Genomic DNA, 25,799 nt, shown 5'->3' on the forward strand with positions numbered 1-25,799 from the left:
CTAGCCGCCGATCTTCTCGGCGATCGTTTCGTGGGTGCTCTCCATGGTCTCGCGCACGTCCGCACCGCCGATGATCGCGGCCTCGGCCTTGCCCAGGGGCTCCCAGGTCTCGCCCATCTCGGGGATGGACGGCATGGGCATGCCCTCGGCGCCGGCCTCGGCGATGGCGGCGATGTTGGCGTCGTCGGCGGAGACCTCCTCCAGCGCTTCGAGCTGGACCGGCGTGCGCGGGTCGGACTCGTAGAGGCTGAGGATGAACGCCGGGTCGGTCACGTGGTTGGCCAGGAACTCCTGGGCCAGGGCGCTGTTGGCGCTGCCCTCGGTGACGAAGAAGGCCTGGTAGCCGATGTAGGGGCGGGCCGGGCCCTCACCCTCGAAGCCCGGGATGGGGCTGATGGCGTACTCCAGGTCGGCGGCGTCGGCGTCGCCGATGTTCCACGGGCCCGCGATGAAGAACGGGGCCTCGCCGTCGAAGAAGAGGGCGGCGTCGTTCTGGGTGTCGATGGAGCGGCGCAGCACACCCTGGCCGGCCTCGCCGTACTCGGCGATCTTCTCCATGGCGGCGATGGACTCGTCGCTGTTCAGGCCCAGGTCGGTCGGGTCCCAGTTGCCCTCGTCGTCCTGGCCGAAGAGGTAGCCGCCGGCGGAGGTGAACAGGGCGTTCATCCGGTAGGGGTCGCCCTCCTGGCCCACGGCCATGGACAGGACCTCGCTGGTCTCACCGCTCTCCTTGAGGGAGGTGCCGACCTCGACGAGCTCCTCGAAGGTCTCCGGGGCGTCCGGGGCCAGCGCGGTGTTGCGCATGAGGAAGATGTTCTCCTGCGAGTACGGCACGCCGAAGAGCTGGCCGTCGTAGGTGAGCGCCTGCACCGAGGTCTCGTCCAGCGTCTCGGCGCGGTGCTCGGGCAGCTCGACGGGCTGCACGGCGCCGTTGCGGACCAGGTTGCCGGTCCAGTCGTGGGCGCCGATGAAGATGTCGGGGGCGTTGCCCGCCTGGTGGGCGTTGAGCAGGTCGCCCTGGATGTCGCCGAAGGCCAGCTGCTGCACGTCGACCTTGATGCCGTTGGTGTCGGCGAAGCTCTGCGCGGCGGCCTCGATGGCGGCGGCCCGCTCGGGGTCGGACCAGATGACGAGGGTGGTGTCGGTGCCCTCCTGGGCGTCCTCGCCGCCGCCTCCGCAGGCGGTCGCCATCAGGGCGGTCGCGGCGAGGGCCGCGAACGCCGGTGCGCTGCGCAATCTCATGGTGTCTTCCTTCCGGGAGGACGGACTGAGGAGGTCGTGCGTGCGGTCCGCCGGGGGTTCCGGTGCCTGCCTCCGCCGTGCGTGGTGATGTGACGTTAGCAATAACTTGCAATCATTGAAAGACTTTGCAGGCGCCAGGGATAAAGATGTGGAAACACCATGGAAACGACGGTGTGATCCGATCCGGTGCGTCGTTGCGGAGTTACTCTGGGCTGATCATATCTGTGACTTCGCACCATTTGGTCACACCATTCCCGCGGCGCCTGTAAGAACCCGACGCAACCCGGCCGTTCTTTCGGCAACCGGTCCGTACCGGCCGCCCGCCGTCGGTCCCGCCTGTCCCGTCGATCCCGCCCGCCCCGGCGACGGGGCCGGACGCGGCGGCCGGGCGCCGCGAGGACGCCCGGCCGCCGGCCCGCTGCTCGAACGGGTCAGACGCGCAGCCAGACGGCGGTCTCGCCCGGCAGGGACAGCACGCCCCCGGCCGGCGCGGGGACCGGGCCGCTGGCCAGCAGCACCTCGCCGTCCGCGGCCACCTCCGCCGGCTCGGCGCCGAGGTTGACCGCCACCCGCACACCCGGCTCGCGCTCGAAGAAGAGCACGCCCTCGGGGGCGTCCAGCCAGCTCATCGCCCCGTCGCCGAGCGCTTCCAGCTCCCGGCGCAGCCCCAGCGCCCGGGTGTACAGCTCCAGGGTGGAGCCCTCCACCCCGCGCTGGGCGTCGCGCGCCAGTCCGCCCCAGCCCTCCGGCATCGGCAGCCACGGCGTAGAGCCTGCGGGGCCGAACCCGAACGGCGCCTCGCCGGACTCCCACGGCAGCGGCACCCGGCAGCCGTCGCGGCCGCGCTCGGTACGGCCCGAGCGCTCCCAGGTCGGGTCCTGGAGCGCGTCCTCCGGCAGGTCGGTGACCTCCGGCAGGCCCAGCTCCTCGCCCTGGTACAGGTACACCGAGCCGGGCAGCGCCAGCATCAGCAGCGTGGCCGCGCGCGCCCGGCGCAGCCCCTGCTCCCCGCCGCCGAACCGGGTGACGTGGCGGGTCACGTCGTGGTTGGACAGCACCCACGTGGTGGTCGCGCCCACGGCGCCGTTGGCCGCCAGGGATCCGTCGATCACCTCGCGCAGCCGCGCCGCGTCCCACGGGGCGGTCAGGTACTCGAAGTTGAACGCCTGGTGCAGCTCGTCGGGGCGCAGGTAGCGGGCCACCCGTGCGGCGTCCTCCACCCACGCCTCGGCGACCATCGTGCGCTCGCCCGGGTAGGAGGCGGCGATCGCCGCCCAGCGCCGGTAGATGTCGTGCACGCCGTCCTGGTCGAAGTACGGCAGCGAGGTGCTGCCGTCGAGCAGGTCCGCCTTGGCGTCCTCGGCGATGTCGGGCAGCGCCGGGTCCTTGACCATGCCGTGCGCGACGTCGATGCGGAAGCCGTCCACGCCCCGGTCCAGCCAGAAGCGCAGCACGTCGTCGAACTCGTCGTGCACCTCCTGGCAGGTCCAGTCCAGGTCGGGCTGCTCGGCGTCGAACAGGTGCAGGTACCACTGCTCGGGGGTGCCGTCCGGGCGCTTGAGCCGGGTCCAGGCCGCCCCGCCGAAGATCGACTTCCAGTTGTTGGGCGGCTGCTCGCCGTCGGGGCCCTTGCCGTCCCGGAAGATGTACCGGGAGCGGGCGGGGTCGCCGGGCTCGGCCGCCACGGCCTCGCGGAACCACCGGTGCGCGGAGGAGGTGTGGTTGGGGACCACGTCGATGATCACGCGGATTCCCAGGCCGTGCGCGGCCTCCAGCAGCGCGTCGAAGTCCCCGAGGGTGCCGAAGCGGGGGTCGACGTCGCGGTAGTCCGCCACGTCGTAGCCGCCGTCGGCCAGCGGGGACACGTAGAAGGGGGTCAACCAGATCGCGTCCACGCCGAGCTCGGCGAGGTGCGGCAGGCGCTCGCGGATGCCCGCGAGGTCGCCCTCGCCGTCCCCGTTCGCGTCGGCGAAGCTGCGCACGTAGATCTGGTAGATGGCCGCGTCGCGCCACCAGTGCGACTCGTGGGTCATCGTGGGGGTCCTTCCCGATCGGTGGCTGCAAGTTCTTGCGCAAGGTTACCGCCAACTTTCAACCATGTGACGACCATCTCGACTACAGTTGCGCCCATGGGTCCACGACTTGCCGACATCGCGCGGCACGCAGGTGTCAGCGAGGCGACGGTCTCGCGGGTGCTCAACGACAAACCGGGCGTTGGCAGCGAAACCCGCAAGGCCGTCCTGACCGCGCTGGACGTCCTCGGATACGAACGCCCCGCCCGGCTGCGCCAGCGTTCCGCGGGCCTCGTGGGTATGGTCATCCCCGAACTGGACAACCCCGTCTTCCCCATGTTCGCCCAGGCGGCCGAGGGGGCGCTGGCCCAGCGCGGCTACACCCCCGTCCTGTGCACGCAGACCCCCGGCGGGATAACGGAGGACGAGTACGTCGAGCTGCTCCTGGAGCGCAACGTCTCGGGCATCCTCTTCGTCTCCGGCAAGCACGCCGACACCACCGCCTCCCACGAGCGCTACCGCTCCCTGGTCTCCCGGCGGCTGCCCATCGTCCTGGTCAACGGGTTCGCCCAGGAGATCCCCGCGGCGTTCATCTCCTGCGACGACCGCGAGGCCGGGCGGCTGGCCGTCGACCACCTGGTCGCCCTGGGGCACACCCGCATCGGGTTCACCAGCGGCCCCGAGCGCTACGTCCCGGTGCGCCGCAAGCTGGAGGGCTACCACGCGGCGCTGCGCGACCACGGCCTGGACGGGGCCGACCTGGTGGAGCTGTCGCTGTTCGGCGTGGAGGGCGGCCACGCCGCCGCCACCCGGCTCATCGACCGCGGCGTCACCGCGATGGTGTGCGGCTCCGACATGATGGCGCTGGGCGCCATCCGCGCGGCCCGCCAGCGCGGCCTGCGCGTCCCCCGCGACTTCTCCGTGGTGGGCTACGACGACTCCCAGCTCATCGCGTTCACCGACCCGCCGCTGACCACCGTGCGCCAGCCGGTCCACGCCATGGCGCTGGCCGCCGCCCGGGCGCTGTGCGACGAGATCGCCGGGCACCCCGTCTCCCACACCGAGTTCGTGTTCGGCCCCGAGCTGGTCGTGCGCGGCTCCACCGGCATCGCCCCCGGCGCCGGGCCGGGCGCCCCCCGCACCCCCGACGGCGCCGCCGTCCAGGGCTCCGCGCTCTGACCCCCGGCCGGGCCGGGGCGCGACCCGCCGGGACCGGGCACACACGCGGGTCGGTGACACTGGGTACATGCCTTCCGTTGCCCTCGACGGCGAACCCGTACCGCGCACCGGCGACCTGCCGGAGGCCTCCCTCGCCGAACTCGGCGACCGGCCGCTCGGGTTCTACGTCCACGTGCCCTTCTGCGTCACCCGCTGCGGCTACTGCGACTTCAACACCTACACCGCCGAGGAGCTGGTCTCCCGCGACGGAACGGCGGTCGCCTCCCGCGACACCTACGCCGACCAGGCCATCGCCGAGATCGCCCTGGCCGACCGGGTCCTGGCGGGCCCCCGGCCCCGGGTGAGCACCGTGTTCGTGGGCGGGGGGACCCCCACCCTGCTGGCCGCCGAAGACCTGGGCCGCATCCTCGCCGCCATCGCCGACCGGTTCGGCCTGGAACCGGGCGCGGAGGTCACCACCGAGGCCAACCCCGAGACCGTCACCCCCGAGTACCTGTCCCGTCTGCGCGAGGCCGGGTTCACCCGGGTGTCGTTCGGCATGCAGAGCGCCCGGGCGCACGTCCTGCGCGTCCTGGAGCGCGGCCACACCCCCGGCCGCCCCGAGCAGTGCGTCGCCTGGGCCCGCGAGGCCGGGTTCGAGCACGTCAACCTCGACCTCATCTACGGCACCCCCGGGGAGGAGGACGACGACTGGCGGGCCTCCCTGGACGCCGCCGTGGCCGCCGGCCCCGACCACGTCTCCGCCTACTCCCTCATCGTGGAGGAGGGCACCCGCCTGGCCGCCCGGGTGCGCCGCGGCGAGCTCGCCGAACCCGACGACGACACCATGGCCGACCGCTACCTCATGGCCGACACGGTGCTCGCCGAGGCCGGGTTCACCCCCTACGAGGTGTCCAACTGGGCGCGCACGCCCGAGGGCCGCAGCAGGCACAACATGCTCTACTGGACCGGAGCCCACTGGTGGGGCGTGGGCCCCGGAGCGCACGGCCACGTGGGCGGCACGCGCTGGTGGAACGTCAAGCACCCGGCCGCCTACGCCGCCCGCCTGGCCCAGGGCTCCAGCCCGGCCCAGGCCCGCGAGGTGCTCACCGCGCAGGAGCGCCGCTTCGAGCGGGTGCTGCTGGAGCTGCGGATCGAGCAGGGGTGCCCGCTGGACCTGCTCGAACCCCCGGGCCGGGAGGCCGCCGCCCGCGCCGTCGCCGAGGGGCTGCTGGACGCCGACGCGCACCGCGCCGGCCGCGCCGTGCTCACCCGCCGGGGGCGGCTGCTCGCCGACGCCGTGGTCCGCGACCTCACCTGAGCGGCGCCCGCCGCGAGCGCGGCGGGGGGACGCACGACGAGGGGCCCGGTCCGAGGACCGGGCCCCTCGCGGCGTCCGCGGAGCGGTCGGCCTACTTGATCCAGGAGACGTTGAACGGGTAGCGGTACCACTCGCCCTTGTTGGCGGCGACGCCGCCCAGGATGCCGAAGACGACGGCGGCGACCCAGCACAGGAACCAGGTGATCATCCCGATGAAGACGAACATCAGGATGCTGGACACCACGTAGCCGATGAGGACCAGCAGCTGGAAGTTGAGGGCCTGGGCCGCCTGGTCGCGGACGAACGGCGACTCCTCGCGCTTGATCAGGTAGATGATCAGCGGGACGATGAAGCCGAGCAGGCCGCCGCCCAGGTGGGCGAACAGGCCGAACTGCCGCTCGTCCTGGCTGGGCGGGGCGCCCGTGGCCGAGCCCGGCTGGGCGCCGTAGCCGCCGTACGGGTAGCCGGCCGCCTGGTAGCCGCCGGTCTGGTCCTGGTACCCGCCCGGGGGCGGGTAGCCCCCGGGGGCTCCGGGCGGCGGCGGGTAGCCGCCGGGCTGCTGGGCGCCGGGGGGCGGGTAGCCGCCGGACGGGTCGTGGTGGCCGGGTGCCGCGTGGCCGCCGGAGGGGTTCTGCTGACCGGGCGCGGGGTAGCCGCCGGACTGGTCCTGGTAGCCGGGCGCCGGGTAGCCGCCGGAGGGGTTCTGCTGACCGGGCGCGGGGTAGCCGCCGGACTGGTCCTGGCCGCCCTGCTGCGGGTGCTGGCCGTAGGGGTCTTCCGGCGGTGGCGTGTTGGGGTAGGACATCTCGGGTTCCTTAGGGACGGGTGCGTTCGCGGGTGCGGTCGGTCACTTGAGCAGACGGATGCTGAACGGGTAGCGGTACCACGCCCCCTTGTTGGCTCCGTTGGCTCCTAGGACGCCGAACACGATCGAAACGATCCAGATCAGGGCGATCAGCAGGGAACCGATCCACGACAGGTTCGGGAAGAAGATACCCAGACCGATGAAGACCACCCCGGCGAAGATGTACGGGATGAGCAGCGTGATCTGGAAGTTCGCCGCCTCGGAGGCGTGGTGGCGCACGTACGGCGAGGTGTTCCGCCTGGCGAAGTAGATCGCCAGCGGGGGGATCCAGCCCAGGCAGGCGATGATGAAGCCGGACAGGTGGGCGAGCATCGCCATCAGGACGTCGTTGTCGCCGCTCTGGGCCGGGGCGCCGGAGGCACCGGCCCCGGGTTGCGGCTGCCCGTACTGCGGCTGCCCCTGCGGTACACCGTACTGCGGCTGTCCCTGGGGCTGCGGCTGCTGCGGGGCCCCGCCGTACGGGCCCTGGTCCCCGTAGGGCGGCTGGGCCTGGGGCTGCGGCGGGCCGTAGTGCGGGGCGCCGGGCGCCGGGGCGAAGCCGGGCTGGCCCTGTCCGTACTGCGGCTGCTGTGCCTGCGGGGGCTGCGCCTGGGGCTGTTCGTACTGCGGCTGCGGCTGTCCGCCGTACTGCCCGTGGCCGGGCTGTCCGCCCGAGGGCTGCCCGTACTGCCCGTACCCCGGCTGCGCGCCCGAGGGGCCGTGGGCGGGGTACCCGCCGGACGGCTGCTGTGCGCCGTACTGCTCGTGCCCCCGCTGCTCACCGTACTCCGGGGAGTAGGGGGACGGCGCCTGCGGCTGCTCGCCGGAGGGCGGGCCCTGGTTCGGGTCCTCCGGGGACGGGGGATTCGTCGGGGTCTCGCTCATGCTCTTCCTCGGCTCCGCTGGTGAGGGGCGCTATCTCGTGTCTACCGGGCCGTACCGACGACCGGAGGCAGAAACCGGCCTCGTGTCCGGTCTGAATCCTAGGCGCAAGGGGGGTCACGGTCCGTGCGGGCCGGTGACGAAATCGATGAGTTCCTCCACCCGACCCGACAGGGCCGGTTCCAGGTCAGCATAGGTTCGCACCGAACCCAGGATCCGGCGCCACGCCTCACCCGTGCTCATCCGCCAGCCCAGCGCCTCCAGGACCCCCTCCTTCCAGGGGACCCCCCTGGGCACCTCGGGCCAGGCGCGGATGCCCAGCGCGGCCGGCCGCACGGCCTGCCACACGTCGACGTAGGGGTGGCCCGCCACCAGGACGTCCCCGCCCCGCACCCGCTCGGCGATCCGCGACTCCTTCGACCCCGGCACCAGGTGGTCCACCAGGACCCCCAGGCGCCGCCCCGGGCCGGGGGTGAACTCCGCCACGATCGCGGGCAGGTCGTCGACCCCCTCCAGGAACTCGACGGCCACCCCCTCCACGCGCAGGTCGTGCCCCCACACCTTCTCGACCAGCTCCGCGTCGTGGGCGCCCTCGACGTAGATCCGGCCCTCCCGGGCCGTGCGCGCCCTCAGGCCCTGGACGGCGACCGAACCGGAGGCGCTGCGCAGCGGCCCCCGCGGAGCAGCGGACGGCCGCACCAGGGTCACCGGCTCGCCGTCCACCAGGAAGGCGGCCGGTTCCAGTGCGAACACCCGGCGCCGCCCGTGCCGGTCCTCCAGGGTCACGGTCGCCTTGTCCCAGCCGACCACCGCGCCGCAGAACGCCTCCCCGGCGTCCTCCACCACGAGGTCGCGGTCGAGCGGGACCTCGCGGACCCTCCGCTCAGGGCGGTTGCGCGCCGAGGCCAGCACATCGCGGCCGTACCGGCCGGTTCCCTTGGTAGCCACGGTGGTGCAGTCTACAGACGGCGCCCCCCGCCGGCGGGGAAGGCGCCGCGCCGGCGCCGCCCCCGCCCGCGGAGCGGCCGGGGTTTGCGTCCGGGCATAGAATTAGCACTGAGGACCATCGAGTGCCAGGAGGTGGCGAGTTGCTGGATGAGCGCAAGCTCGCGGTCCTGCGTGCCGTCGTCGAGGACTTCGTCAGCACCAACGAACCGGTGGGGTCCAAGGCCCTCGCCGACCGCCATCGGCTCGGGGTCTCCCCGGCCACCATCCGCAACGACATGGTCGCGCTGGAGGAGGACGGGTACATCACCCAGCCCCACACCAGTGCCGGGCGCGTGCCCACGGACAAGGGGTACCGGCTCTTCGTCGACCGCCTGTCCTCGGTCAAGCCCCTCTCGGCCGCGGAGCGCCGCGCCATCGAGTCGTTCCTCAACGGCGCCGTCGACCTCGACGAGATCGTCGCCCGCACGGTCCGGCTGCTCGCGCAGCTCACCCGCCAGGTGGCGATCGTCCAGTACCCGTCGCTGACCCGCTCCTCCGTCCAGCACGTCGAGCTGGTGCCCCTCGCGGGCCAGCGGCTCATGCTGGTGGTCATCACCGACACCGGCCGGGTCGAGCAGCGCGTCATCGACGGCCTGGGGGAGGTCGACGCCGACGCGGTCGCCGACCTGCGCGGCATGCTCATCCGGGCCACCGCCGGCCTGCACCTCGCGGAGGTCCCCGGCGCGGTCGAGGACCTGCCACAGCAGGTACCCGAGGAGAACCGCGCCATGGCGGCGTCCGTCCTGTCCGTACTGCTGGAGAGCCTGGTCGAACGCCACGAGGAGAAGCTGGTCCTCGCGGGCACGGCCAACCTCGCGGCCGTCGATTTCGCCGCCAGCCTGAGGGACGTCCTGGAGGCGTTGGAAGAGAACATGGTCCTCATCCGTTTGCTGGGTGAGGCGAAGGACCCGTCGATGCTCACGGTGCGCATCGGCGCGGAGAACTTCCACGAGGGGCTGCGGTCCACCTCGGTCGTGTCGGCCGACTACGGTGTGGGAAACCAGTCGCTCGCCAAGATCGGTGTCGTGGGACCCACCCGGATGGACTACCCCGGGACGATGGGGGCGGTACGCGCCGTTGCTCGGTATGTCGGACAGATTTTGGCAGGACAGTAACTCAGTGGCCAGAGACTATTACCAGGTCCTCGGTGTGCGTCGCGACGCTTCCAAGGACGAGATCAAGAAGGCGTACCGCAGGCTCGCGCGCGAGCTGCACCCGGACATCAACCCGGACCCCGCCACCCAGGAGCGCTTCAAGGAGGTGACCCAGGCCTACGAGGTCCTCTCCGACGAGAACAAGCGCCGGATGTTCGACATGGGCCAGGACCCCTTCGCCCCGGGCGGGGGCGGCGCGGGCGGCTTCGGCGGCGCCGCCGGGTTCCCGTTCGACGACATCATGAACGCCTTCTTCGGCGGCGGCCAGGCGGGCGGACGCGGCCCCCGCGAGCGCGTCCGGCGCGGGCGCAGCATCAAGATCCGCGTCGAGCTGGACCTGGCCGAGACCGCGTTCGGCGTCACCAAGGAGATCACCTTCCCCACCGCCATCCTGTGCGCCACCTGCCAGGGCGAGGGGACGGCCGCCGGCACCCACCGCACCACCTGTGACATGTGCCACGGCCAGGGCGAGGTCTCCCAGGTCACCCGCTCCTTCCTCGGGCAGGTCATGACCTCCCGCCCCTGCCCCCAGTGCGGCGGCCAGGGCTCGGTCATCCCCGACCCCTGCCCCGACTGCGCGGGCGAGGGCCGGGTGCGCGAGAAGGTCACCCGCACCGTCAAGATCCCCGCGGGCGTCGACGACGGCACCCGCATCCAGCTCGCCGGCGAGGGAGAGGTCGGCCCCAACGGCGGCCCGCGCGGCGACATCATCCTGGAGATCGTCCAGCGGCCGCACCCCACCTTCGAGCGGCGCGGCGACGACCTGCACTGCACGGTCACCGTCCCCATGACGGCGGCCGCGCTGGGCGCCTCCTTCGCCTTCGAGACCCTCGACGGCACCGAGAACATCGACCTGCGCCCGGGCACCAACTCCGGCCACGTCATCACCCTGCCCAACAAGGGCGTCACCCACCTCGACGGCGGCGGCCGGGGCGACCTGCGCATCCGCGTCGACGTGGAGACCCCGGGCAAGCTCGACGAGGAGCAGGAGGGGCTGCTGCGCAAGCTCGCCGAGCTGCGCGGCGAGGACCGCGCCCCGGGCCGGTTCAGCCCCGGCCACGGCGGCCTGTTCGCCAAGCTCCGCGACGCCTTCGGCGCCAAGTGACGCCGCCGGTCTTCCTCGCCGACACGGCCGAGCTGGCGGCCGACACCGTCACCCTCACCGGCCCGGAAGGGCACCACGCCGCCGCGGTGCGGCGCCTGCGGGCCGGTGAGGCCGTCGACCTGTCCGACGGGCTGGGACTGCGGCTGCGCTGCACGGTCGTCGACACCGGCAGGGACCACATCGTCTGCCGGGTCCTGGAGCGGATCCGGGAACCCGCTCCGCGCCCGCGGCTGACCGTGGTGCAGGCCCTGGCCAAGGGCGACCGCGGCGAGACCGCCGTGGAGACGATGACCGAGGCCGGGGTCGACGCGATCGTCCCCTGGTCGGCCGAGCGCAGCATCACCCGCTGGAAGGGCGACCGGGCCGCCAAGTCACTGGCCAAGTGGCGGGCCACCGCCCGCGAGGCCGCCAAACAGGCCCGCCGGGCCCGGCTGCCCGAGGTGGCCGAGCCCGCCGACCGGACCGCCGTCGCCGAGCTGCTGGCCGCCGCCGACCTGGGCGTGGTCCTGCACGAGGACGCCGGCCTGCGGCTGTCGCAGGTGCCGGTCCCCGCCGACGGCGACGGGGCGGGCGTGGTCCTGGTGGTGGGCCCCGAGGGCGGCTTCTCCGACGCCGAACTGGACGCCTTCGACGCCGCGGGCGCCGTGCGCGCCCTGCTGGGCCCCACCGTCCTGCGCACCTCCACGGCGGGGGTGGCCGCGCTCTCCGTGCTCCAGGCCCGCACCGGGCGCTGGTAGCCCGCGGGACCCGGCCGCCGCCGAGCCGGCCGCACACAGAAGAACAGAAGAAGGGGGCCTCCCGGGATCAGACCCGGGAGGCCCCCTTCTCCACGTCCACGCGCTACTCCGTGGCGGAGGCACCCGACGAGGACTGCTGCTCGGTCCCCTCGGTGCCGGTGGAGCCGCCGCCGGTACCGCCGGTGCCGCCACCGGTGTCGCCGCCGGAACCACCGCCGGTGCCGCCGGGCTCCTCACCGCCGGTGCCGCCACCCGGCTCACCGGTGCCGCTGCCGGGGGAGGGCTCCTCGGAGGGGGCGCACTCCTCGTCCTTCTGCCCGTCCGCGTCCTCCTCCTTGTCGTCGGCCGACGCGGTCGGGGGGACCGACGGGCAGGTCGAGGTCGCGGTGGGGCCGTCGCCGTCCTCCCCGCCCTCGGCGGGCGCGCTCGGCTCGGTCGAGGGCTCGGGGGAGGGCTCCGGCGCGGAGGTCTGCGGCTCCGGCGCGGGGGCCTCCTCCTCCAGGGTGGGCGCGGCCACCCCGCCGCCGTCCTGCTCCGGCGGGGTGCCGAACCTGTCGGCGCCCGCGGGCACCATCTCCAGCACCTGCTCGCGCACCTGGGGCGTGGACATGGCCACCGAGGCTGCGATGAGCACGGCACCGGCCACGGCCAGCGCCGGGCGCAGCCACGGGAGCCCGAACCAGGCGCCGCCGCGGCGGGCGGCGGTCCGCTCGCGGATGAGGTTCAGGGCCTCGGGCGAGTGCGCGACGGTGTCGGCCTCCGCCTTCAGCGCCTGCCGCAGTAGGGCCTCGAAGTCGTCGTTCGCGGGATCTGTAGGGCTGCTCATGTCGTCTGCTCCAGAACAGAGCGGAGCGCGGAGATGCCACGGGATGTGTGGCTCTTCACCGCACCCCGGCTGATCCCCATGGCGTCCGCGATCTGAGCCTCGGACAGGTCGCCGTAGTACCGGAGCACGATGGCCTCTCGCTGACGGGTGGGAAGTTTGCGCAGGGCACGGATCACGGCCTCGCGCTCCAGCAGGTTCAGTGCGCCGTGTTCGGCGCTGGGGGCGTCGGGCAGGGCCTTGGGAGCGTGCTTCTCCACGACCGCACGGTGACGCAGCACGGACCGGGCCTTGTTCACCACCGCCTGGCGGAGATAGGACAGGGCCTTGTTGGGGTCGCGCAGGCGCCGCCACGCGCCGTGCATGGCCACGAACGAGTCCTGCACGACCTCTTCGGCCGTCGCGTGGTCCCGGACCAGCAGGGCGGCGAGACGGACGAGCGGACGGTAGTGCTCCCGGTAGAGCTCCGTCACGGCATGGTCCGCGTCCCACTCCACGGCCAGGGGCGCCGTGGTGGCTCCGGCCACCATGGTTTCTGTCGTCACATCAGTTCGACGCACACCCTTGTCGCGGGGTTTACGAAAGGGCATACCTCTTCTTTTCCAGGTAGGAGCGCGATTCAACCCGAACACGCCCGAGCGTGGCCGAGATGGACGGTGCTCGAGCCGCCGACGCGCACGGGAGGGAAGCCTATCGCGCTTCCGGCGGACCGCGGTGGGAACCGTCCCTTTCCGGGTGGAACGGACGCGTGCGGCCCCCGGGCCCGGCCTGCGGCATCATGGTGCCGACCCGATGCGACGGAGGTTGCCGATGACCACACAGGCCGACTGCCTGTTCTGCAAGATCGTGCGGGGGGAGGTGCCCGCCGAGATCGTCCGGGAGGGGGAGCGGACCATCGCGTTCCGCGACATCAACCCCCAGGCGCCCACCCACGTCCTGGTCATTCCGCGCGAGCACTACGCCGACGCCGGGGCCGCGGCCGAGGCCGACACCGGGCTGCTGGACGCGATCGTGAGGGAGGCCCGCGCGGTCGCCGAGGACGAGGGCGTCGCCGAGAGCGGCTACCGGCTGGTGTTCAACACCGGCAGCGGCGCGGGGCAGACCGTCTTCCACCTCCACGGGCACCTCCTGGGCGGGCGCGGCCTCAACTGGCCCCCGGGGTGACCCGCGAATAACCGATCGAGCGGGTGCGGGGTGCCTTGCTAGACTCGTGGCCGTGGGCCTGAGGAGGCTGAGGGGGTTCGCCGACCCCCGGCCCGGGGCCCCGCCGGCGCCGCAGCGCAAGCGGCCCGGACCGTCACATGAGGCGCCCCACCCGCCGTCGGGACGCCCGACCCCGAAGGGCAGGGACAGCGGCCGCAAGGCCACACCATGGCCGAGACAACGCACACGCATCCGCGACGGGACGCCCAGGTCAAGGTCGTGGTGCCCGACGAGCACACGATGATCAACCTGCTCGGCTCGGGGGACGAGCTCCTCAGAGCCTTGGAGCGGGCCTTCGAGAGCGACATCCACGTCCGCGGCAACGAGTTCACCATCAGCGGCTCCCCGGAGGAGACCGCCGTCGTCGTCCGCCTGATCGAAGAGCTCATCGAGCTGGCCAAGAGCGGCACCCACGTCACCCCGGACACCATCGAGCGCATGGTCCACATGCTGCGCTCGCCGGGGACCGAGCGCCCGGCGGACGTCCTCACCACCAACATCCTGTCCAACCGCGGCAAGACCATCCGCCCCAAGACGGTCAACCAGAAGCGCTACGTCGACACCATCGACCGGCACACGGTCGTCTTCGGGATCGGCCCGGCGGGTACCGGCAAGACGTACCTGGCCATGGCCAAGGCGGTCAAGGCGCTACAGGACAAAGAGGTCAACCGGATCATCCTCACCCGCCCCGCGGTCGAGGCCGGCGAGCGCCTGGGCTTCCTGCCCGGCACCCTCTACGACAAGATCGACCCCTACCTGCGGCCGCTCTACGACGCCCTGCACGACATGCTCGACCCGGACTCCATCCCCAAGCTGATGGCCGCCGGCACCATCGAGGTCGCCCCCCTGGCGTATATGAGGGGTAGAACCCTTAATGACTCCTTCATCATCCTGGACGAGGCGCAGAACACCTCGCCCGAGCAGATGAAGATGTTCCTGACGCGGCTGGGGTTCGGGTCCAAGATCGTGGTGACCGGCGACGTCACCCAGGTGGACCTGCCCAGCGGGCAGGCCAGCGGGCTGCGCACCATCGAGACGATCCTGCGTGATATCGACGACATCGCGTTCTGCAAGCTGAGCAGCGAGGACGTGGTCCGGCACAAGCTGGTGGGACAGATCGTCGACGCCTACGGGCGCTACGACGCCGACCGGCAGAACGGCGCCGGGGGCGGTCAGGGCGACCGCCGCGGCGGCCGGGGGCGGGGCCTGTCGCCCCGCCGTGAGGCCCCCGACACCCCGGGCGAGGCCGGGACCGGGAGCGCCCACCCACGACAGCGGGCAGACTAAGGGGTGGCAAGGGAGCCGGTGGGCGCGCCGCGTGCGCGCTCACCGCTTCCGCTGCCCTAGGGGTGCCCGCCCTGCGGCGCCCGACCGCAACGATCAAGTGAGGCATCCGCAACCGATGAGTATCGACGTCGCCAACGAGTCCGGCGTCACCACCGTGGACGAGGAGCGGCTCTCCCGGCTCGCCCGGTACGTGCTGGACGCCATGCGGGTGCACCCGCTGGCCGAGCTGTCCGTGGTCCTGGTCGACGAGGGCCCGATGGCCGACCTGCACGTGCGCTGGATGGACGAGCCCGGACCGACGGACGTGCTGTCGTTCCCCATGGACGAACTGCGCCCCGGCGGCCCCGGCCGCACCAGCGAGCCCGGCGTCCTCGGTGACGTGATCATCTGCCCGCAGGTGGCCGAGCGCCAGGCCGAGAAGGCCGGGCACAGCACCGAGGCGGAGATCGACCTGCTGTGCACGCACGGCATCCTGCACCTGCTGGGCTACGACCACGCCGAGCCGGACGAGCACAAGGAGATGTTCGGCCTCCAGGGTGAGATCCTCGCCTCCTGGCGGGAGAGCGAGGCCCAGCGGGCCGCGGAGGGGGACGAGACCGCCTGATGAGACCGTCGGTGTGGCCCGATGTCGCCGCCCTGACCACCGGCGACCCCGTCGAATGGATCACGTCGTTCGCCGTCGCCCTGGCGCTCACCGCCGTGGCCGGGTTCCTGGTGGCCGCCGAGGTCGCCGTCACCCGGGTGGCGTCCGTGGGCCTGCCCGAGGGCACCGGCCGGGGCTGGGAGAAGGTGGCCGCCGACCCCACCCGCCACCTGAACGTGCTGCTGTTCCTGCGCGTGGTCTGCGAGGTGTGCGCGGTCATCGCCGCCGCGGTCGGCATGGTCTTCCTGCTGGGACTGGGCTGGCCCGCGCTGGTCCTGACGGCGGTGGCGATGGTCGTGGTGGAGTCGGTGCTGATCGCCGTCACCCCGCGCATCCTGGGCCGCCAGTTCTCCGGGCAGCTGGCCCGCGCCTCCGTGGCGATCGTGTACCCGGTCCAGGTCGTGGTGGGCCCGCTGGCGCAGCTGCTGGTGGGCGCCGGGCGGGCGCTCACCCCGCGCGGCAAGGGCGACCGGGAGGGGCCGTTCAGCACCGAGGTGGAGCTGCGCCAGCTGGTGGACCTGGCCGAGCAGGGGGAGGTCATCGACCCCGAGGAGCGCCAGATGATCCATTCGGTGTTCAAGCTCGACGACACGTCGGTGCGCGAGGTCATGGTGCCCCGCCCCGACATCGTGTTCACCTCGCGGGAGGCCGACGCCGACGCCGTGCTCACCCTGGCGCTGGCCAGCGGGTACTCGCGCATCCCCGTCACCGGGGAGGACGAGGACGACGTGGTCGGCATCGTCTACCTCAAGGACCTGGTGGACCGGCTGCGCGACCGCTGGGCCGCGGCGGCGGGCAACCCCGGCGGGGAGGTGCCGCTGACCGCGGGCGACGTCATGCGCCCGGCCACCTACGTGCCCGACACCAAGCCCATCGACGAGCTGCTGCGCGAGATGCAGAAGCAGCGCAACCACGTCGCGGTGGCCATCGACGAGTACGGCGGCACCGCCGGGCTGGTCACGCTGGAGGACATCGTGGAGGAGATCGTCGGCGAGATCACCGACGAGTACGACCACGAGATCCCCCCGGTGCAGTGGCTGGACGAGGACCGGGTCCGGGTGACGGCGCGGCTGCCGCTGGGCGAGCTGGCCGAGCTGTTCCCCGACGAGGACCTGGACGTCGACGACGTCGAGACGGTCGGCGGCCTGGTGGCGTTCGTGCTGGGGCGGGTCCCGTCGGGCGGGGCCCAGGCGCAATACGCTGGGCTCAGGCTCACCCTGGAGGGGAAGAGCAGCCGCCGCAACCGGATGACGACCGTCCTCGTGGAACGCCTTCCCGGAGAACAGGGTGAGGACGAGCGGGACGGGAACAAGAACACAAGGAGCACGGAACAGTGAGCGACACGACCCTGGGCGCCGAGGACACCAAGCTCGTCACCCTCGCGCGCGCCTCGCGGGCCCGCAACGCCGCGCCCGAGGGCGCCGCGGTGCGCGACGAGACCGGCCGTACCTACGTGGCGACCACGGTGTCGCTGCCCTCGCTGAAGCTCAGCGCGCTCCAGGCGGCCGTGGCCGCGGCGGTCTCCGGTGAGGCGACCGCGCTGGAGGCCGCGGTGGTGGTCACCGCGGAGCCGGAGCTCGACGGGGCCGATCGCGCCGTGCTGGACGACCTCAAGACCGCGACGGTGGTGATCGCCGCCCCCGACGGGGTGCCGGCGGGCATCATCCGCCGCTGAAGAAGGACATATGAACGACCTCGACCTGGAGAAGCTGCGGGTGCCGCTGACGATGCCCTCCTACCCGGAGGGCTTCCGCAGCGGTTTCGCGTGCTTCGTCGGCCGCCCGAACGTGGGCAAGTCCACCCTGATGAACGCCCTGGTCGGCCAGAAGGTGGCGATCACGAGCAACCGGCCGCAGACCACGCGGCGCACGGTGCGCGGGATCGTGCACCGGCCCGACGCGCAGCTGATCATCGTGGACACGCCCGGACTGCACAAGCCGCGCACCCTGTTGGGGGAGCGGTTGGACTCGCTGGTGCGGTCCACGCTGGTCGAGGTGGACGTCATCGCGTTCTGCCTGCCCGCGAACGAGCCGATCGGGCGCGGTGACACCTACATCGCCAGGGAGCTGGCCGAGCAGACGAACACCCCGGTGGTCGCGCTGGTGACCAAGACCGACCTGGCCGACAGGGCGCAGGTGGGCGAGCAGCTGATGGCGGTGGACCGGCTGGGGGAGTGGGCGGACATCGTCCCGGTGTCGGCGCAGGCCTCCTACCAGCTGGAGACCGTCACCGACGTGCTGTGCTCGCACCTGCCGGAGGGGCCGCCGCTGTACCCGGACGGCGACCTCACCGACGAGCCGGACGAGATGCTGGTCGCGGAGCTGATCCGCGAGGCCGCCCTGGAGGGCGTGCGCGACGAGCTGCCGCACTCGATCGCGGTGGTCGTCGACGAGATGGGGGAGCGGGAGAACACCAGGCCCGGCAAGGAGCTGGTGGACATCTACGCCTCGCTGTACGTGGAGCGCCCCAGCCAGAAGGCGATCGTGATCGGCACCAAGGGCTCCCGCCTGCGCGACGTGGGTTCGCGGGCCCGCAAGCAGATCGAGGGCCTGCTCGGGCAGCGGGTGTTCCTGGACCTGCGGGTGCGGGTGGCCAAGGACTGGCAGCGCGACCCCAAGCAGCTGCGCAAGCTGGGCTTCGACCAGCCGACGTAGCAGGGCGTGCGCGAACGGGCCCCGGAGCGACGGCTCCGGGGCCCGTTCGCGTCCCGGCCCCGCGCCCGGGCGCGGGGCCGGGAGGGCTCAGTCCCGGGGGTTCTGGTTGTTGAGGTCCCCGGCCAGGGTGGCCGCGCACTGCTGGACGATGGGGGCGGCGCGGTTGACGAAGTCCCAGCTCACCCGGGCCTCGGGGCCGGAGATGGACACGGCCATCCCGGAGGGGGCCCCGGTGACGGGGACGGCGACGCAGCGTACGCCGATCTCCTGCTCCCCGTCGTCGATGGCGTAGCCGTTGTGGCGGATGGTGTGGAGTTCGGCGATGAACCGTTCGGGGTCGGTGATGGTGCGGTTGGTGGCGGCGGGCATCCCGGTGCGGCGGACGGTGGCCAGCGCCTCCTCGTCGCCGAGCTGGGAGAGCAGTGCCTTGCCGACCCCGGAGGAGTGGGGCAGGACGCGGCGGCCGACCTCGGTGAACATGCGCATGGCGTGCGGCGAGGGCACCTGGGCGACGTAGATGGCCTTGTCGCCGTCGAGCATGGCGAGGTTGGCGGTCTCGCCGAGCTCCTCCACGAGCTGGGCCAGGTGGGGGCGGGCCCAGGTGCCGAGCATCTTGGCGGCCTTGTCGCCCAGGCCGATGAGGCGGGGGCCCAGGGCGTAGCGGCGGGAGGGGAGCTGGCGCACGTACCCGTTGCCGACCAGGGTGCGGATGATCCGGTGGATGGTGGGCAGGGGGAGGCCGGAGGCGTCGGCGAGCTGGCTGAGGGAGGTCTCCCCGCCGGCGTCCGCCATGATCTCCAGCAGCGCGAACGCGCGGTCGAGGGACTGGACCCCGCCGGTGCGCCGGACCGGGTCGTCGGGGCGGGCCAGGTCCGCGCCGGATGTCTGTGAGGCTGCCAAGGCTGGTGCTCCCCTGCTGTGGGCCGCTGCGGTCACCCTCCTTATTTTGCAATACGAAAGAGGGTTTTCGCTCTTGCTTTCCGAGGGAACTCCCGGGACCCGTGGTCTGGGCCGCCCTGAACCCTTGTTCTTCCGGATAGTAGAAGTTAGTATCCGCATATAGGAATTTGCGCGTGCCTCGCAAAGACGCGCCGACCACGGAGGAGGACATCGGACGTGGCCAAGGACACCCCCCGGGACCTTGCTGATCTGGTCGCCGGACTCGACTCCCGGCTCGCCGACGCGGACGCCCGCCTGGGCCGGGAGTACCCGGGTGCGCGCGGCGCCCGGCAGCCGGTGCACAGCGTTTACGTGCCCGCCGACCGCGTCGGCCCGGGCCTGGCCGCCGACTGGGGTGCGCAGGCGCTGGCCTCGCTCGACGAGTACGCCCCCGAACCCGCCGACCTGGCCCGGATCACCGGCCTGGACGAGGCGGCCGTCGCCGACGCCCTGCCCCGCGTGCGCGCCAAGCTCGCCTCCGAGCCCGTCGAGGACCTGCGCGCCGACTTCGAGGACGGCTACGGCGCCCCCGGCGACGAGGCGGAGGACGCCCACACCCGCGCCGTGGCCGAGGCGTTCGCCGCGGACCTGGCCAAGGGGGAGGCCACCCCCTACTTCGGCATCCGGATGAAGGGCATGGAGGCCGCCGGCCGCCACCGCGGTGTGCGCACCCTCGACCTCTTCCTGCGCACCCTCCTGGAGGCGCACGGCTCCCTGCCCGAGGGCCTGGTCCTCACCCTGCCCAAGATCACCTCCGTCGAGCAGGTGGAGGCGATGGCCTGGCTGGCCGGTCGGCTGGAGCGGCGCTACGGCCTGGAGGAGGGGCGGCTGGGCTTCGAGCTGCAGATCGAGACCCCCCAGTCGATCCTGCTCGCCGACGGCACCGTCGCCGTTCCCCGGATGATCGCCGCCGGGGCGGGCCGGGTCACCGCCCTGCACTACGGCACCTACGACTACAGCGCCGCCTGCGGGATCACCGCCGCCCACCAGAGCCTGGCCCACCCGGTGGCCGACCACGCCAAGTCCGTCATGCAGGTGGCCGCCGCCGGGACCGGCGTGTGGCTCTCCGACGGCGGCAGCAACATCCTGCCGGTCGGCACCGCCGAGGAGGTGCACGCCGCCTGGCGGCTGCACGCCGGCCTGGTGTCCCGCTCCCTGGAGCGCGGCTTCTACCAGGGCTGGGACCTGCACCCCCGCCAGCTGCCGATCCGCCACCTGGCCGGATTCGTGTTCTACCGTGAGGCGTTCGCGCCGGCCGCGGCGCGGCTGCGCGCCTACCTGGGGTCGGTGGAGGGCGGCAACGTTGCCGACGAGCCCGCCACCGCCCAGGCGCTGGCCTCGGTGCTGGCCCAGGGGCTGCGCTGCGGAGCCCTGGACGGCGGGGAGGTCGCCGAGGCGACCGGCACCGACGCCGACACCCTCCTGGCCCTGGCCACCCGCCGGGTGGGCTGACCGGGTCCGGCGCCCCGGCACGGAACGGGCGCCGGACCGGGCCGCCCCGTGCGGCCGTTGTCGGGACGCCCGGACCCCCTCGGGGGTCCGGGCGTCCCCGTGAAGGAAAGGTAGGAGATGGACCGTCTCGATCTGGTCGTCCGCGCCGAGCGGGCCCTCACCCCGCGGGGGGAGCGCCCGGTGACCCTCGGGGTGCGCGACGGAACGGTGGTCGAGGTGCTGGACGGCGCGGACGCGCCGCTGACCGGGGCGCGCGAGCTGCGCGCCGCCGCCGACGAGGTGCTGCTGCCCGGGCTGGTGGACAGCCACGTGCACGTCAACGAACCCGGCCGCACCGAGTGGGAGGGCTTCGCCTCCGCCACCCGGGCCGCCGCCCTGGGCGGGGTGACCACCCTGGTGGACATGCCCCTCAACAGCGTCCCGCCCACGACCACCGTCGCCGGGCTGGACGCCAAGCGGGCGGCCGCCGACGGCGTCCTGGCGGTGGACGTCGGCTTCTGGGGCGGCGCGGTGCCGGAGAACAGCCGTCCCGGCGGGACAGGGGAGCTGACCGCGCTGTGGGAGCGCGGGGTCTTCGGGTTCAAGTCGTTCCTGTCGCCCTCGGGGGTCGACGAGTTCGGGCACCTGTCCGCCGCCGAGCTGGCCACCGCCGCCGAGGCGATCGCCGCGTTCGACGGGCTGCTCATCGTGCACGCCGAGGACCCCGACGTGCTGGCCGCGGCCCCGGTGGCCGCCGGGCGCGACTACGCCGCCTTCCTGGCCTCGCGGCCCGACGACGCCGAGACCCGGGCGATCTCCCTGGTGATCGAGACGGCCCGGCGCACCGGCGTGCGGGCGCACATCCTGCACCTGTCCAGCGCCGCGGCGCTGCCGCTCATCGCGCGGGCCCGGGAGGAGGGCGTCCGCCTCACGGTGGAGACCTGCCCGCACTACCTGACCCTGGCCGCGGAGGCCGTCCCGGCCGGTGCCACCGGGTACAAGTGCTGCCCCCCGATCCGCGGGGAGGGCAACCGCGACCTGCTGTGGCGGGCGCTGCGCGAGGGCCTGATCGACTGCGTGGTCAGCGACCACTCGCCGAGCACCCCCGACCTCAAGGACCTGGACACCGGTGACTTCGGCACCGCCTGGGGCGGGATCTCCGGTCTCCAGGTGGGGCTGCCCGCGATGTGGACCGAGGCGAGGCGGCGCGGTGTTCCGCTGGCCGAGGTGGTGGCCTGGATGTCGGCCGCCCCCGCCCGGGTGGCCGGGGTGTCCGGCAAGGGCGCGATCGCCGCCGGGACCGACGCCGACCTGGTGTTCTTCGCCCCGGAGGAGGAGGTGCGGGTGGACGCCCGGGAGCTGGCCCACCGCAACCCGGTCAGCGCCTACGACGGCGCGGTGCTCACCGGCCGGGTCCGGCGCACCCTGCTGCGCGGGGCCGAGGTCACCGGGGACTCCACGGCGGGGCGGATGATCGAGCGCTCCTGAGACGACGGGGGAGGGCGGCGCACCCGTGCGGGTGCGCCGCCCTCCGTCCTCTCCCCGTGCCGGCGGAGGGGAGGGGGCCGGCGGCCGACCGCCGAACACCGGCCCCCGGCTCTCGGTCAGGCGCGGGTCCGTGCCCACCGGCGCTCCAGGCCGGCGGTCCCGGCCTCGGTCAGGGATCCGTACACGTGCAGGCGGGCGAGGCCGCCGTCGGGGAAGACGTCGGTCCGCACGTGCGTGGCGGTCACCGGCGCCGGGAGCACGAACCGGTGGATGCCGTCCGGCTCCAGCCGGGTGCGGCCCAGGATCTCGAACCACGCCTCGGGGTCGTCCCCCTCCGCGTCGCGGCCCAGCACCGTCACCCACCCGGCGGAGTTGCCCTTGAGGTAGGAGGTGTCCAGGACCAGGGCGCGGATCTCGCCCTGGGCGGCGAGCCGGAAGCGCACCCAGTCGTGGCCGTCGTCGCGGCGCCGCCGGTTCTCCCAGCCGTCGTCCATCTTCTGGGAGCGGCCCGGCGCGATGATGTTCTCGGGGGAGGAGTAGAACCGGTCCGAGGCGTCCTCCACCGCGCCGCCGTTGAGCAGCGCGACCAGGTCGAAGGAGCCCAGGGCGGCCAGCCAGACAGGATCGGCGACCGGCTCGCCGTACACGCGCAGGCGGGCGATGCCGCCGTCGGGGAACTGCTTGACCCGCAGGTGGGTCCAGCGGTGCCCGTCGGCCACCTCGAACCCGTTGGCGGCGTGTCCGTACACGGGGGTGCGCGCCACCAGCTCGGTCCACTCGGCCTTGAGCAGCTCGTCGGTGGTGGGGGTGCCCTCCACGTGGGCGGCCTCCACGCTCACCTCGGTGGGGTGGTTGCCGCGGAAGTGCGCGGTGTCCACGACCACGCCGCGGACCACGCCGGGCAGGGCCAGGCGGACCAGCGCCCAGTCGTGGTCGTCGGCCGAGGGGTGGGGGCTGTCGGCGGCCGGGCCGCGGCGGCGCCGGGTCTCCCAGCCGTCCATGACCTTGCCCTTGTGCCCGAAGGCGTGGGGGTCGAACTCGGCGGGTTCGGGCCGCAGCATGTTCTCGCGGTGGGCGAAGAACTCGTCGTTGGCGGCGACCACGGCGCCCCCGAGCCTGCGGTCCGCGAGGTCCACCAGGCCGCCGAGGTCGAGGTCGGTGGGCCGGTAGTCGGCGTAGGGGTCGCCGCCGGAGTAGGGGCGGGCGTTGTAGGCGCGCGGATCGAAGCCGGGGGTGGTGCTCATGGTCCTCCTGCCGAGCGAGGGATCTTTCGGACATCCTCAGATTGGCAGGAGGAAACGGTCATTTCCAGCGAAAGTTTCCGATCACCGTGTTCATTCGAACTGAACATTCGCGGTGGCGAGGGCGGCCGCGCGGTCCACCAGGGCCCGCAGCGCCACCGCGATCTGCGGCCGCTCCCGCGACCCGGCGCGCACCGCCCACACCACGTGCCGCCGCGGCCGGTCCTCGTGCAGCACCCGCAGGGCCACCCCGGGGCTGTCCCCGGCCGCTGCCAGCCGCGGCACCAGCGCCACCCCCAGCCCGGCGGCGACCATGTCGAGGATGGCCCGCCAGTCCGAGGCCACGTGCGCCTGTTCCGGGGCGAACCCGGCCTGGGCGCAGGCCGCCACCGTGATGTCCCGCCACGGGCCGTCGGCGCCGTAGATCCAGGGCTCCCCGGCCAGTTCGCGCAGGCGCAGCGCGGGGGCCCCGGCCAGCCGGTGCCGGGCGGGCAGGGCCGCGTCCATGGGGTCGGTGAGCAGGCCGGCGCGCTCGAAGCGGTCGTCGCGCCCGGTCGGGGCCTGCGCGGCCAGCGACAGGCCGATGTCGATCTCCCCCGCGGCCAGCAGGTCGTACACCTCCGACGCCTCGGCCTGGTGCACCCGCACCGCCAGGCCCGGGTGGGCGTCGCGCACCGCGCTCAGCGCGGGCACCACCAGCCCGGGCACGGCCGTGGCGAACGCGCCCACCCGCACCGTCCCGGCCCCGCCGCGGGCGAACCCGTCCAGCTCCGCCTCGGCCCGCTCCAGCTGGGCCAGCACGATGTCGGTGTGCCGCAGCAGCACCCGGGCGGCGTCGGTGAGCCGCACCCGGCGCCCGTGCGGCTCCAGCAGCTCCACCCCCACCTGGCGGGACAGGGCGGACAGCTGCTGGGAGACGGCGGAGGGGGTGGTGGACAGGGCCTCGGCGGTGGCGCGCACCGTCCCGACCCGGTCGAGGGTGCGCAGCACGCGCAGCTTGCGCAGGTCCCAGTCGGTCATGGTCACAGGCATACCATTCGGCTCCGGTGAACGGGAAAGGGAACGGGGGCGGGTGCGCCCCGATGGCACGCACCCGCCCCCGCCGCGGGGGACCGGCTCAGATCCGGTCGGGGTCCTCCTCGCGGTAGGCGGCCCCCGCCTGGTCGGTGTACTTGGCCTCGCCCGGGCCGGCCGAGCCGATCTCCCGGGTGTCGATCGCGGCCGGCTCCGCCCGGTCGCCGCCGCCGATCACGTTGAAGCAGATGTTCAGCAGGATCGCCGACACCGCGGCGCCGATGATCCCGGAGTGGGCGATCATCTCCACGGACGAGGGCAGGAAGGAGTAGAACGTCGGGTAGGCGAGCGGGATGACCGCCACCCCGACCGACGCGGCCACCAGCACCAGGTTGAGGTTGCGGGTGAAGTCCACCTTGGCCAGCGTCTTGACGCCGCTGGCGGCCACGCTGCCGAACAGCACCAGGCCGGCCCCGCCCAGGACCGGGGCGGGCAGGGCGGCCATCACGCCGCCCAGGATCGGGAACATGCCCAGCAGGATGAGGATGCCCGCGCCCACCGCCACCACGTAGCGGCTGCGGATCCCGGTGAGCGCCAGCAGCCCGATGTTCTGGGCGAACGAGCTGGTCGGGGTGGAGTTGAAGATCGGGCCGATGATCGACCCGCTCACGTCGGCGCGCAGGCCCGCCGAGATGCGCCGGGCGTCCACCTTCGTCCCGGTGATCTCGCCGACGGCGATGATGTGCGAGGCGCCCTCGGTGAGGACCACCAGCATGATCACGCACATCGTGGCGATCGCGGCGGGCTGGAACTGCGGGGCGCCGAAGTAGAACACCGAGGTCGGGTTGAACACGATGTCGGCCTCGCCGACCCGGCTGAAGTCGGCCATGCCCAGGGGCAGCGCCACCAGGGTGCCCACCACCATGCCGAGCAGGATGGACAGCCGCCCCCAGATCCCGGGCAGCACCCGGGAGCCCAGGAGGATGACGGCGAGCGTGACCCCGGCCAGGGCCAGGTTGGCCAGGGGCGCGGCCGGGACCGACGCGCCGTCCGCGCCGGTGTGGACGCCGCCGTCCATGATCCACCGGGCGGCCACCGGCATCAGGCTGACCCCGATGACGGTGATGATCGTGCCGGTGACGATCGGCGGGAAGAAGCGGATGAGCTGCCCGAAGAACGGGGTCAGGCACAGGGCGAAGACGCCGGCGGCCAGGGAGGCGCCGAACGCCACCGGCAGGTTCTCGCCGTTCTCGCCCGCGGCCAGGGTGGTGACGGCGCTGACGGGGACGAAGGAGGCGGCGACCACGATCGGCATCTGGGCGCCGATCCGGCGGTGGCCGACGGTCTGGATGAGGGTGGCGATCCCGGCCACCAGCAGCGCGCCGCTGACGAGTATCCCCATGGAGGCGGGGTCGTTCGCGAGTCCGGCGGCGGCGCCGATGACCAGGGCCGGCGCGACCGCGCCGGCGTACATGGTGAGGATGTGCTGGATCCCGTAGACGAGCAGCAGCCGGGGCGGCAGCTTCTCGTCCTCGGGGCGCGGGGCGGGGGCGTTCGTTGTGGCCGAGTCCTTCGCGGACGGACTGTTCGACATGGCCAGTTTCCAGCCTTTGTTCAGGTGACCACGGGGGGTG

The 25,799-nt window shown here is 73.3% G+C and carries 24 protein-coding genes; 13 read left to right on the plus strand and 11 right to left on the minus strand.

Annotated elements, in window-relative coordinates:
• Together ABZ249_RS09690 and ABZ249_RS09695 are read right to left on the minus strand one after the other, a co-directional pair.
• Complete coding sequence (locus ABZ249_RS09690; protein WP_220562653.1) at positions 1 to 1,242, minus strand: extracellular solute-binding protein; 1,242 nt, start codon at positions 1,240 to 1,242, stop codon at positions 1 to 3.
• Between the two features lie 431 nt (positions 1,243 to 1,673).
• On the minus strand, positions 1,674 to 3,275 hold the full coding sequence (locus ABZ249_RS09695) for a glycoside hydrolase family 13 protein (protein ID WP_355259774.1): 1,602 nt from the start codon (positions 3,273 to 3,275) through the stop codon (positions 1,674 to 1,676).
• A 96-nt stretch (positions 3,276 to 3,371) separates the two neighbouring features.
• Between ABZ249_RS09695 and ABZ249_RS09700 the strand changes: the two genes are divergently transcribed.
• Together ABZ249_RS09700 and hemW are read left to right on the plus strand one after the other, a co-directional pair.
• Positions 3,372 to 4,433 (plus strand): LacI family DNA-binding transcriptional regulator, encoded by a 1,062-nt coding sequence (locus ABZ249_RS09700; protein WP_220562651.1) that lies wholly within the window; start codon positions 3,372 to 3,374, stop codon positions 4,431 to 4,433.
• Between the two features lie 67 nt (positions 4,434 to 4,500).
• On the plus strand, positions 4,501 to 5,733 hold the full coding sequence (gene hemW, locus ABZ249_RS09705; RefSeq protein WP_355259777.1) for a radical SAM family heme chaperone HemW: 1,233 nt from the start codon (positions 4,501 to 4,503) through the stop codon (positions 5,731 to 5,733).
• A 91-nt stretch (positions 5,734 to 5,824) separates the two neighbouring features.
• Here the strand turns inward: hemW and ABZ249_RS09710 are convergent, their stop codons facing one another.
• The 3 genes from ABZ249_RS09710 to ABZ249_RS09720 form a co-directional block, all read right to left on the minus strand.
• Complete coding sequence (locus tag ABZ249_RS09710) at positions 5,825 to 6,538, minus strand: DUF4870 domain-containing protein (RefSeq protein ID WP_355259780.1); 714 nt, start codon at positions 6,536 to 6,538, stop codon at positions 5,825 to 5,827.
• Between the two features lie 42 nt (positions 6,539 to 6,580).
• The gene (locus ABZ249_RS09715) at positions 6,581 to 6,910 is read right to left on the minus strand and encodes a DUF4870 domain-containing protein (RefSeq protein ID WP_220565284.1); all 330 of its coding nucleotides are present in this window, start codon (positions 6,908 to 6,910) and stop codon (positions 6,581 to 6,583) included.
• Between the two features lie 666 nt (positions 6,911 to 7,576).
• Entirely contained in the window at positions 7,577 to 8,407 is an 831-nt protein-coding gene (locus ABZ249_RS09720) for a DUF3097 domain-containing protein (protein WP_355259783.1), read from the minus strand.
• Between the two features lie 140 nt (positions 8,408 to 8,547).
• Here ABZ249_RS09720 and hrcA point away from each other — a divergent pair, with 140 nt between their 5' ends.
• From hrcA to ABZ249_RS09735, 3 genes are read left to right on the plus strand one after another with little or no spacing between them, the layout of a single operon-like run.
• Positions 8,548 to 9,561, plus strand: a complete 1,014-nt coding sequence (hrcA, locus tag ABZ249_RS09725) for a heat-inducible transcriptional repressor HrcA (protein WP_220562647.1) — start codon at positions 8,548 to 8,550, stop codon at positions 9,559 to 9,561.
• A gap of 4 nt (positions 9,562 to 9,565) precedes the next feature.
• Positions 9,566 to 10,705: a molecular chaperone DnaJ gene (gene dnaJ, locus ABZ249_RS09730; RefSeq protein WP_220562646.1), complete on the plus strand. Its 1,140-nt coding sequence runs from the start codon at positions 9,566 to 9,568 to the stop codon at positions 10,703 to 10,705.
• On the plus strand, positions 10,702 to 11,442 hold the full coding sequence (locus tag ABZ249_RS09735) for a 16S rRNA (uracil(1498)-N(3))-methyltransferase (RefSeq protein ID WP_355259786.1): 741 nt from the start codon (positions 10,702 to 10,704) through the stop codon (positions 11,440 to 11,442). Before dnaJ ends, ABZ249_RS09735 begins: the two co-directional genes overlap by 4 nt.
• Positions 11,443 to 11,545: 103 nt before the next feature.
• Here ABZ249_RS09735 and ABZ249_RS09740 read toward each other — a convergent pair whose 3' ends face one another.
• Entirely contained in the window at positions 11,546 to 12,268 is a 723-nt protein-coding gene (locus ABZ249_RS09740) for a hypothetical protein (protein ID WP_355259789.1), read from the minus strand.
• The gene (locus ABZ249_RS09745) at positions 12,265 to 12,795 is read right to left on the minus strand and encodes a SigE family RNA polymerase sigma factor (RefSeq protein ID WP_220565283.1); all 531 of its coding nucleotides are present in this window, start codon (positions 12,793 to 12,795) and stop codon (positions 12,265 to 12,267) included. Before ABZ249_RS09745 ends, ABZ249_RS09740 begins: the two co-directional genes overlap by 4 nt.
• 280 nt (positions 12,796 to 13,075) lie before the next feature.
• Between ABZ249_RS09745 and ABZ249_RS09750 the strand changes: the two genes are divergently transcribed.
• The 6 genes from ABZ249_RS09750 to era all read left to right on the plus strand — a co-directional run bounded on the left by ABZ249_RS09750 (position 13,076) and on the right by era (position 18,052).
• Positions 13,076 to 13,429, plus strand: a complete 354-nt coding sequence (locus tag ABZ249_RS09750; RefSeq protein WP_355259792.1) for a histidine triad nucleotide-binding protein — start codon at positions 13,076 to 13,078, stop codon at positions 13,427 to 13,429.
• Between the two features lie 207 nt (positions 13,430 to 13,636).
• A complete protein-coding gene (locus tag ABZ249_RS09755; protein ID WP_355259795.1) occupies positions 13,637 to 14,755 on the plus strand; it encodes a PhoH family protein in 1,119 nt (372 codons plus the stop codon).
• 115 nt (positions 14,756 to 14,870) lie between these two features.
• Positions 14,871 to 15,359 (plus strand): rRNA maturation RNase YbeY, encoded by a 489-nt coding sequence (ybeY, locus tag ABZ249_RS09760; protein WP_355259798.1) that lies wholly within the window; start codon positions 14,871 to 14,873, stop codon positions 15,357 to 15,359.
• Positions 15,359 to 16,735, plus strand: a complete 1,377-nt coding sequence (locus ABZ249_RS09765; protein ID WP_355259801.1) for a hemolysin family protein — start codon at positions 15,359 to 15,361, stop codon at positions 16,733 to 16,735. Before ybeY ends, ABZ249_RS09765 begins: the two co-directional genes overlap by 1 nt.
• Positions 16,732 to 17,073, plus strand: coding sequence for a cytidine deaminase (locus tag ABZ249_RS09770; protein WP_220562639.1), 342 nt, complete (start codon positions 16,732 to 16,734; stop codon positions 17,071 to 17,073). Before ABZ249_RS09765 ends, ABZ249_RS09770 begins: the two co-directional genes overlap by 4 nt.
• 10 nt (positions 17,074 to 17,083) lie before the next feature.
• Positions 17,084 to 18,052: a GTPase Era gene (era, locus tag ABZ249_RS09775; RefSeq protein WP_355259804.1), complete on the plus strand. Its 969-nt coding sequence runs from the start codon at positions 17,084 to 17,086 to the stop codon at positions 18,050 to 18,052.
• 87 nt (positions 18,053 to 18,139) lie between these two features.
• Here era and ABZ249_RS09780 read toward each other — a convergent pair whose 3' ends face one another.
• Positions 18,140 to 18,922 (minus strand): IclR family transcriptional regulator, encoded by a 783-nt coding sequence (locus tag ABZ249_RS09780; RefSeq protein ID WP_260697241.1) that lies wholly within the window; start codon positions 18,920 to 18,922, stop codon positions 18,140 to 18,142.
• A 246-nt stretch (positions 18,923 to 19,168) separates the two neighbouring features.
• Here ABZ249_RS09780 and ABZ249_RS09785 point away from each other — a divergent pair, with 246 nt between their 5' ends.
• On the plus strand, positions 19,169 to 20,443 hold the full coding sequence (locus ABZ249_RS09785) for an aldolase (RefSeq protein ID WP_220562637.1): 1,275 nt from the start codon (positions 19,169 to 19,171) through the stop codon (positions 20,441 to 20,443).
• A gap of 117 nt (positions 20,444 to 20,560) precedes the next feature.
• Entirely contained in the window at positions 20,561 to 21,910 is a 1,350-nt protein-coding gene (gene allB / locus ABZ249_RS09790; protein WP_355259807.1) for an allantoinase AllB, read from the plus strand.
• Between the two features lie 116 nt (positions 21,911 to 22,026).
• Here allB and alc read toward each other — a convergent pair whose 3' ends face one another.
• The 3 genes from alc to ABZ249_RS09805 form a co-directional block, all read right to left on the minus strand.
• Entirely contained in the window at positions 22,027 to 23,154 is a 1,128-nt protein-coding gene (alc, locus tag ABZ249_RS09795) for an allantoicase (protein ID WP_355259810.1), read from the minus strand.
• 90 nt (positions 23,155 to 23,244) lie between these two features.
• The gene (locus tag ABZ249_RS09800; RefSeq protein ID WP_355259813.1) at positions 23,245 to 24,171 is read right to left on the minus strand and encodes a LysR substrate-binding domain-containing protein; all 927 of its coding nucleotides are present in this window, start codon (positions 24,169 to 24,171) and stop codon (positions 23,245 to 23,247) included.
• A 97-nt stretch (positions 24,172 to 24,268) separates the two neighbouring features.
• Positions 24,269 to 25,759 carry a nucleobase:cation symporter-2 family protein gene (locus ABZ249_RS09805; protein WP_355259816.1) on the minus strand — a complete coding sequence of 497 codons (1,491 nt, stop codon included), beginning with the start codon at positions 25,757 to 25,759 and terminating at the stop codon, positions 24,269 to 24,271.
• Positions 25,760 to 25,799 lie beyond the last annotated feature (40 nt).

It is taken from the genome of Nocardiopsis sp. NPDC006139 (assembly GCF_040614155.1).
GTDB lineage: Bacteria > Actinomycetota > Actinomycetes > Streptosporangiales > Streptosporangiaceae > Nocardiopsis > Nocardiopsis changdeensis.

Coding starts and splice junctions, on each gene's coding strand:
- ABZ249_RS09690 (WP_220562653.1), bottom strand. CDS start 1,242: ATGAGATTGCGCAGCGCACCGGCGTTCGCGGCCCTCGCCGCGACCGCC.
- ABZ249_RS09695 (WP_355259774.1), bottom strand. CDS start 3,275: ATGACCCACGAGTCGCACTGGTGGCGCGACGCGGCCATCTACCAGATC.
- ABZ249_RS09700 (WP_220562651.1), top strand. CDS start 3,372: ATGGGTCCACGACTTGCCGACATCGCGCGGCACGCAGGTGTCAGCGAG.
- hemW (WP_355259777.1), top strand. CDS start 4,501: ATGCCTTCCGTTGCCCTCGACGGCGAACCCGTACCGCGCACCGGCGAC.
- ABZ249_RS09710 (WP_355259780.1), bottom strand. CDS start 6,538: ATGTCCTACCCCAACACGCCACCGCCGGAAGACCCCTACGGCCAGCAC.
- ABZ249_RS09715 (WP_220565284.1), bottom strand. CDS start 6,910: ATGCTCGCCCACCTGTCCGGCTTCATCATCGCCTGCCTGGGCTGGATC.
- ABZ249_RS09740 (WP_355259789.1), bottom strand. CDS start 12,268: ATGAGCAGCCCTACAGATCCCGCGAACGACGACTTCGAGGCCCTACTG.
- ABZ249_RS09745 (WP_220565283.1), bottom strand. CDS start 12,795: ATGGTGGCCGGAGCCACCACGGCGCCCCTGGCCGTGGAGTGGGACGCG.
- ABZ249_RS09750 (WP_355259792.1), top strand. CDS start 13,076: ATGACCACACAGGCCGACTGCCTGTTCTGCAAGATCGTGCGGGGGGAG.
- ABZ249_RS09755 (WP_355259795.1), top strand. CDS start 13,637: ATGGCCGAGACAACGCACACGCATCCGCGACGGGACGCCCAGGTCAAG.
- ybeY (WP_355259798.1), top strand. CDS start 14,871: ATGAGTATCGACGTCGCCAACGAGTCCGGCGTCACCACCGTGGACGAG.
- ABZ249_RS09765 (WP_355259801.1), top strand. CDS start 15,359: ATGAGACCGTCGGTGTGGCCCGATGTCGCCGCCCTGACCACCGGCGAC.
- era (WP_355259804.1), top strand. CDS start 17,084: ATGAACGACCTCGACCTGGAGAAGCTGCGGGTGCCGCTGACGATGCCC.
- allB (WP_355259807.1), top strand. CDS start 20,561: ATGGACCGTCTCGATCTGGTCGTCCGCGCCGAGCGGGCCCTCACCCCG.
- alc (WP_355259810.1), bottom strand. CDS start 23,154: ATGAGCACCACCCCCGGCTTCGATCCGCGCGCCTACAACGCCCGCCCC.
- ABZ249_RS09800 (WP_355259813.1), bottom strand. CDS start 24,171: ATGACCGACTGGGACCTGCGCAAGCTGCGCGTGCTGCGCACCCTCGAC.
- ABZ249_RS09805 (WP_355259816.1), bottom strand. CDS start 25,759: ATGTCGAACAGTCCGTCCGCGAAGGACTCGGCCACAACGAACGCCCCC.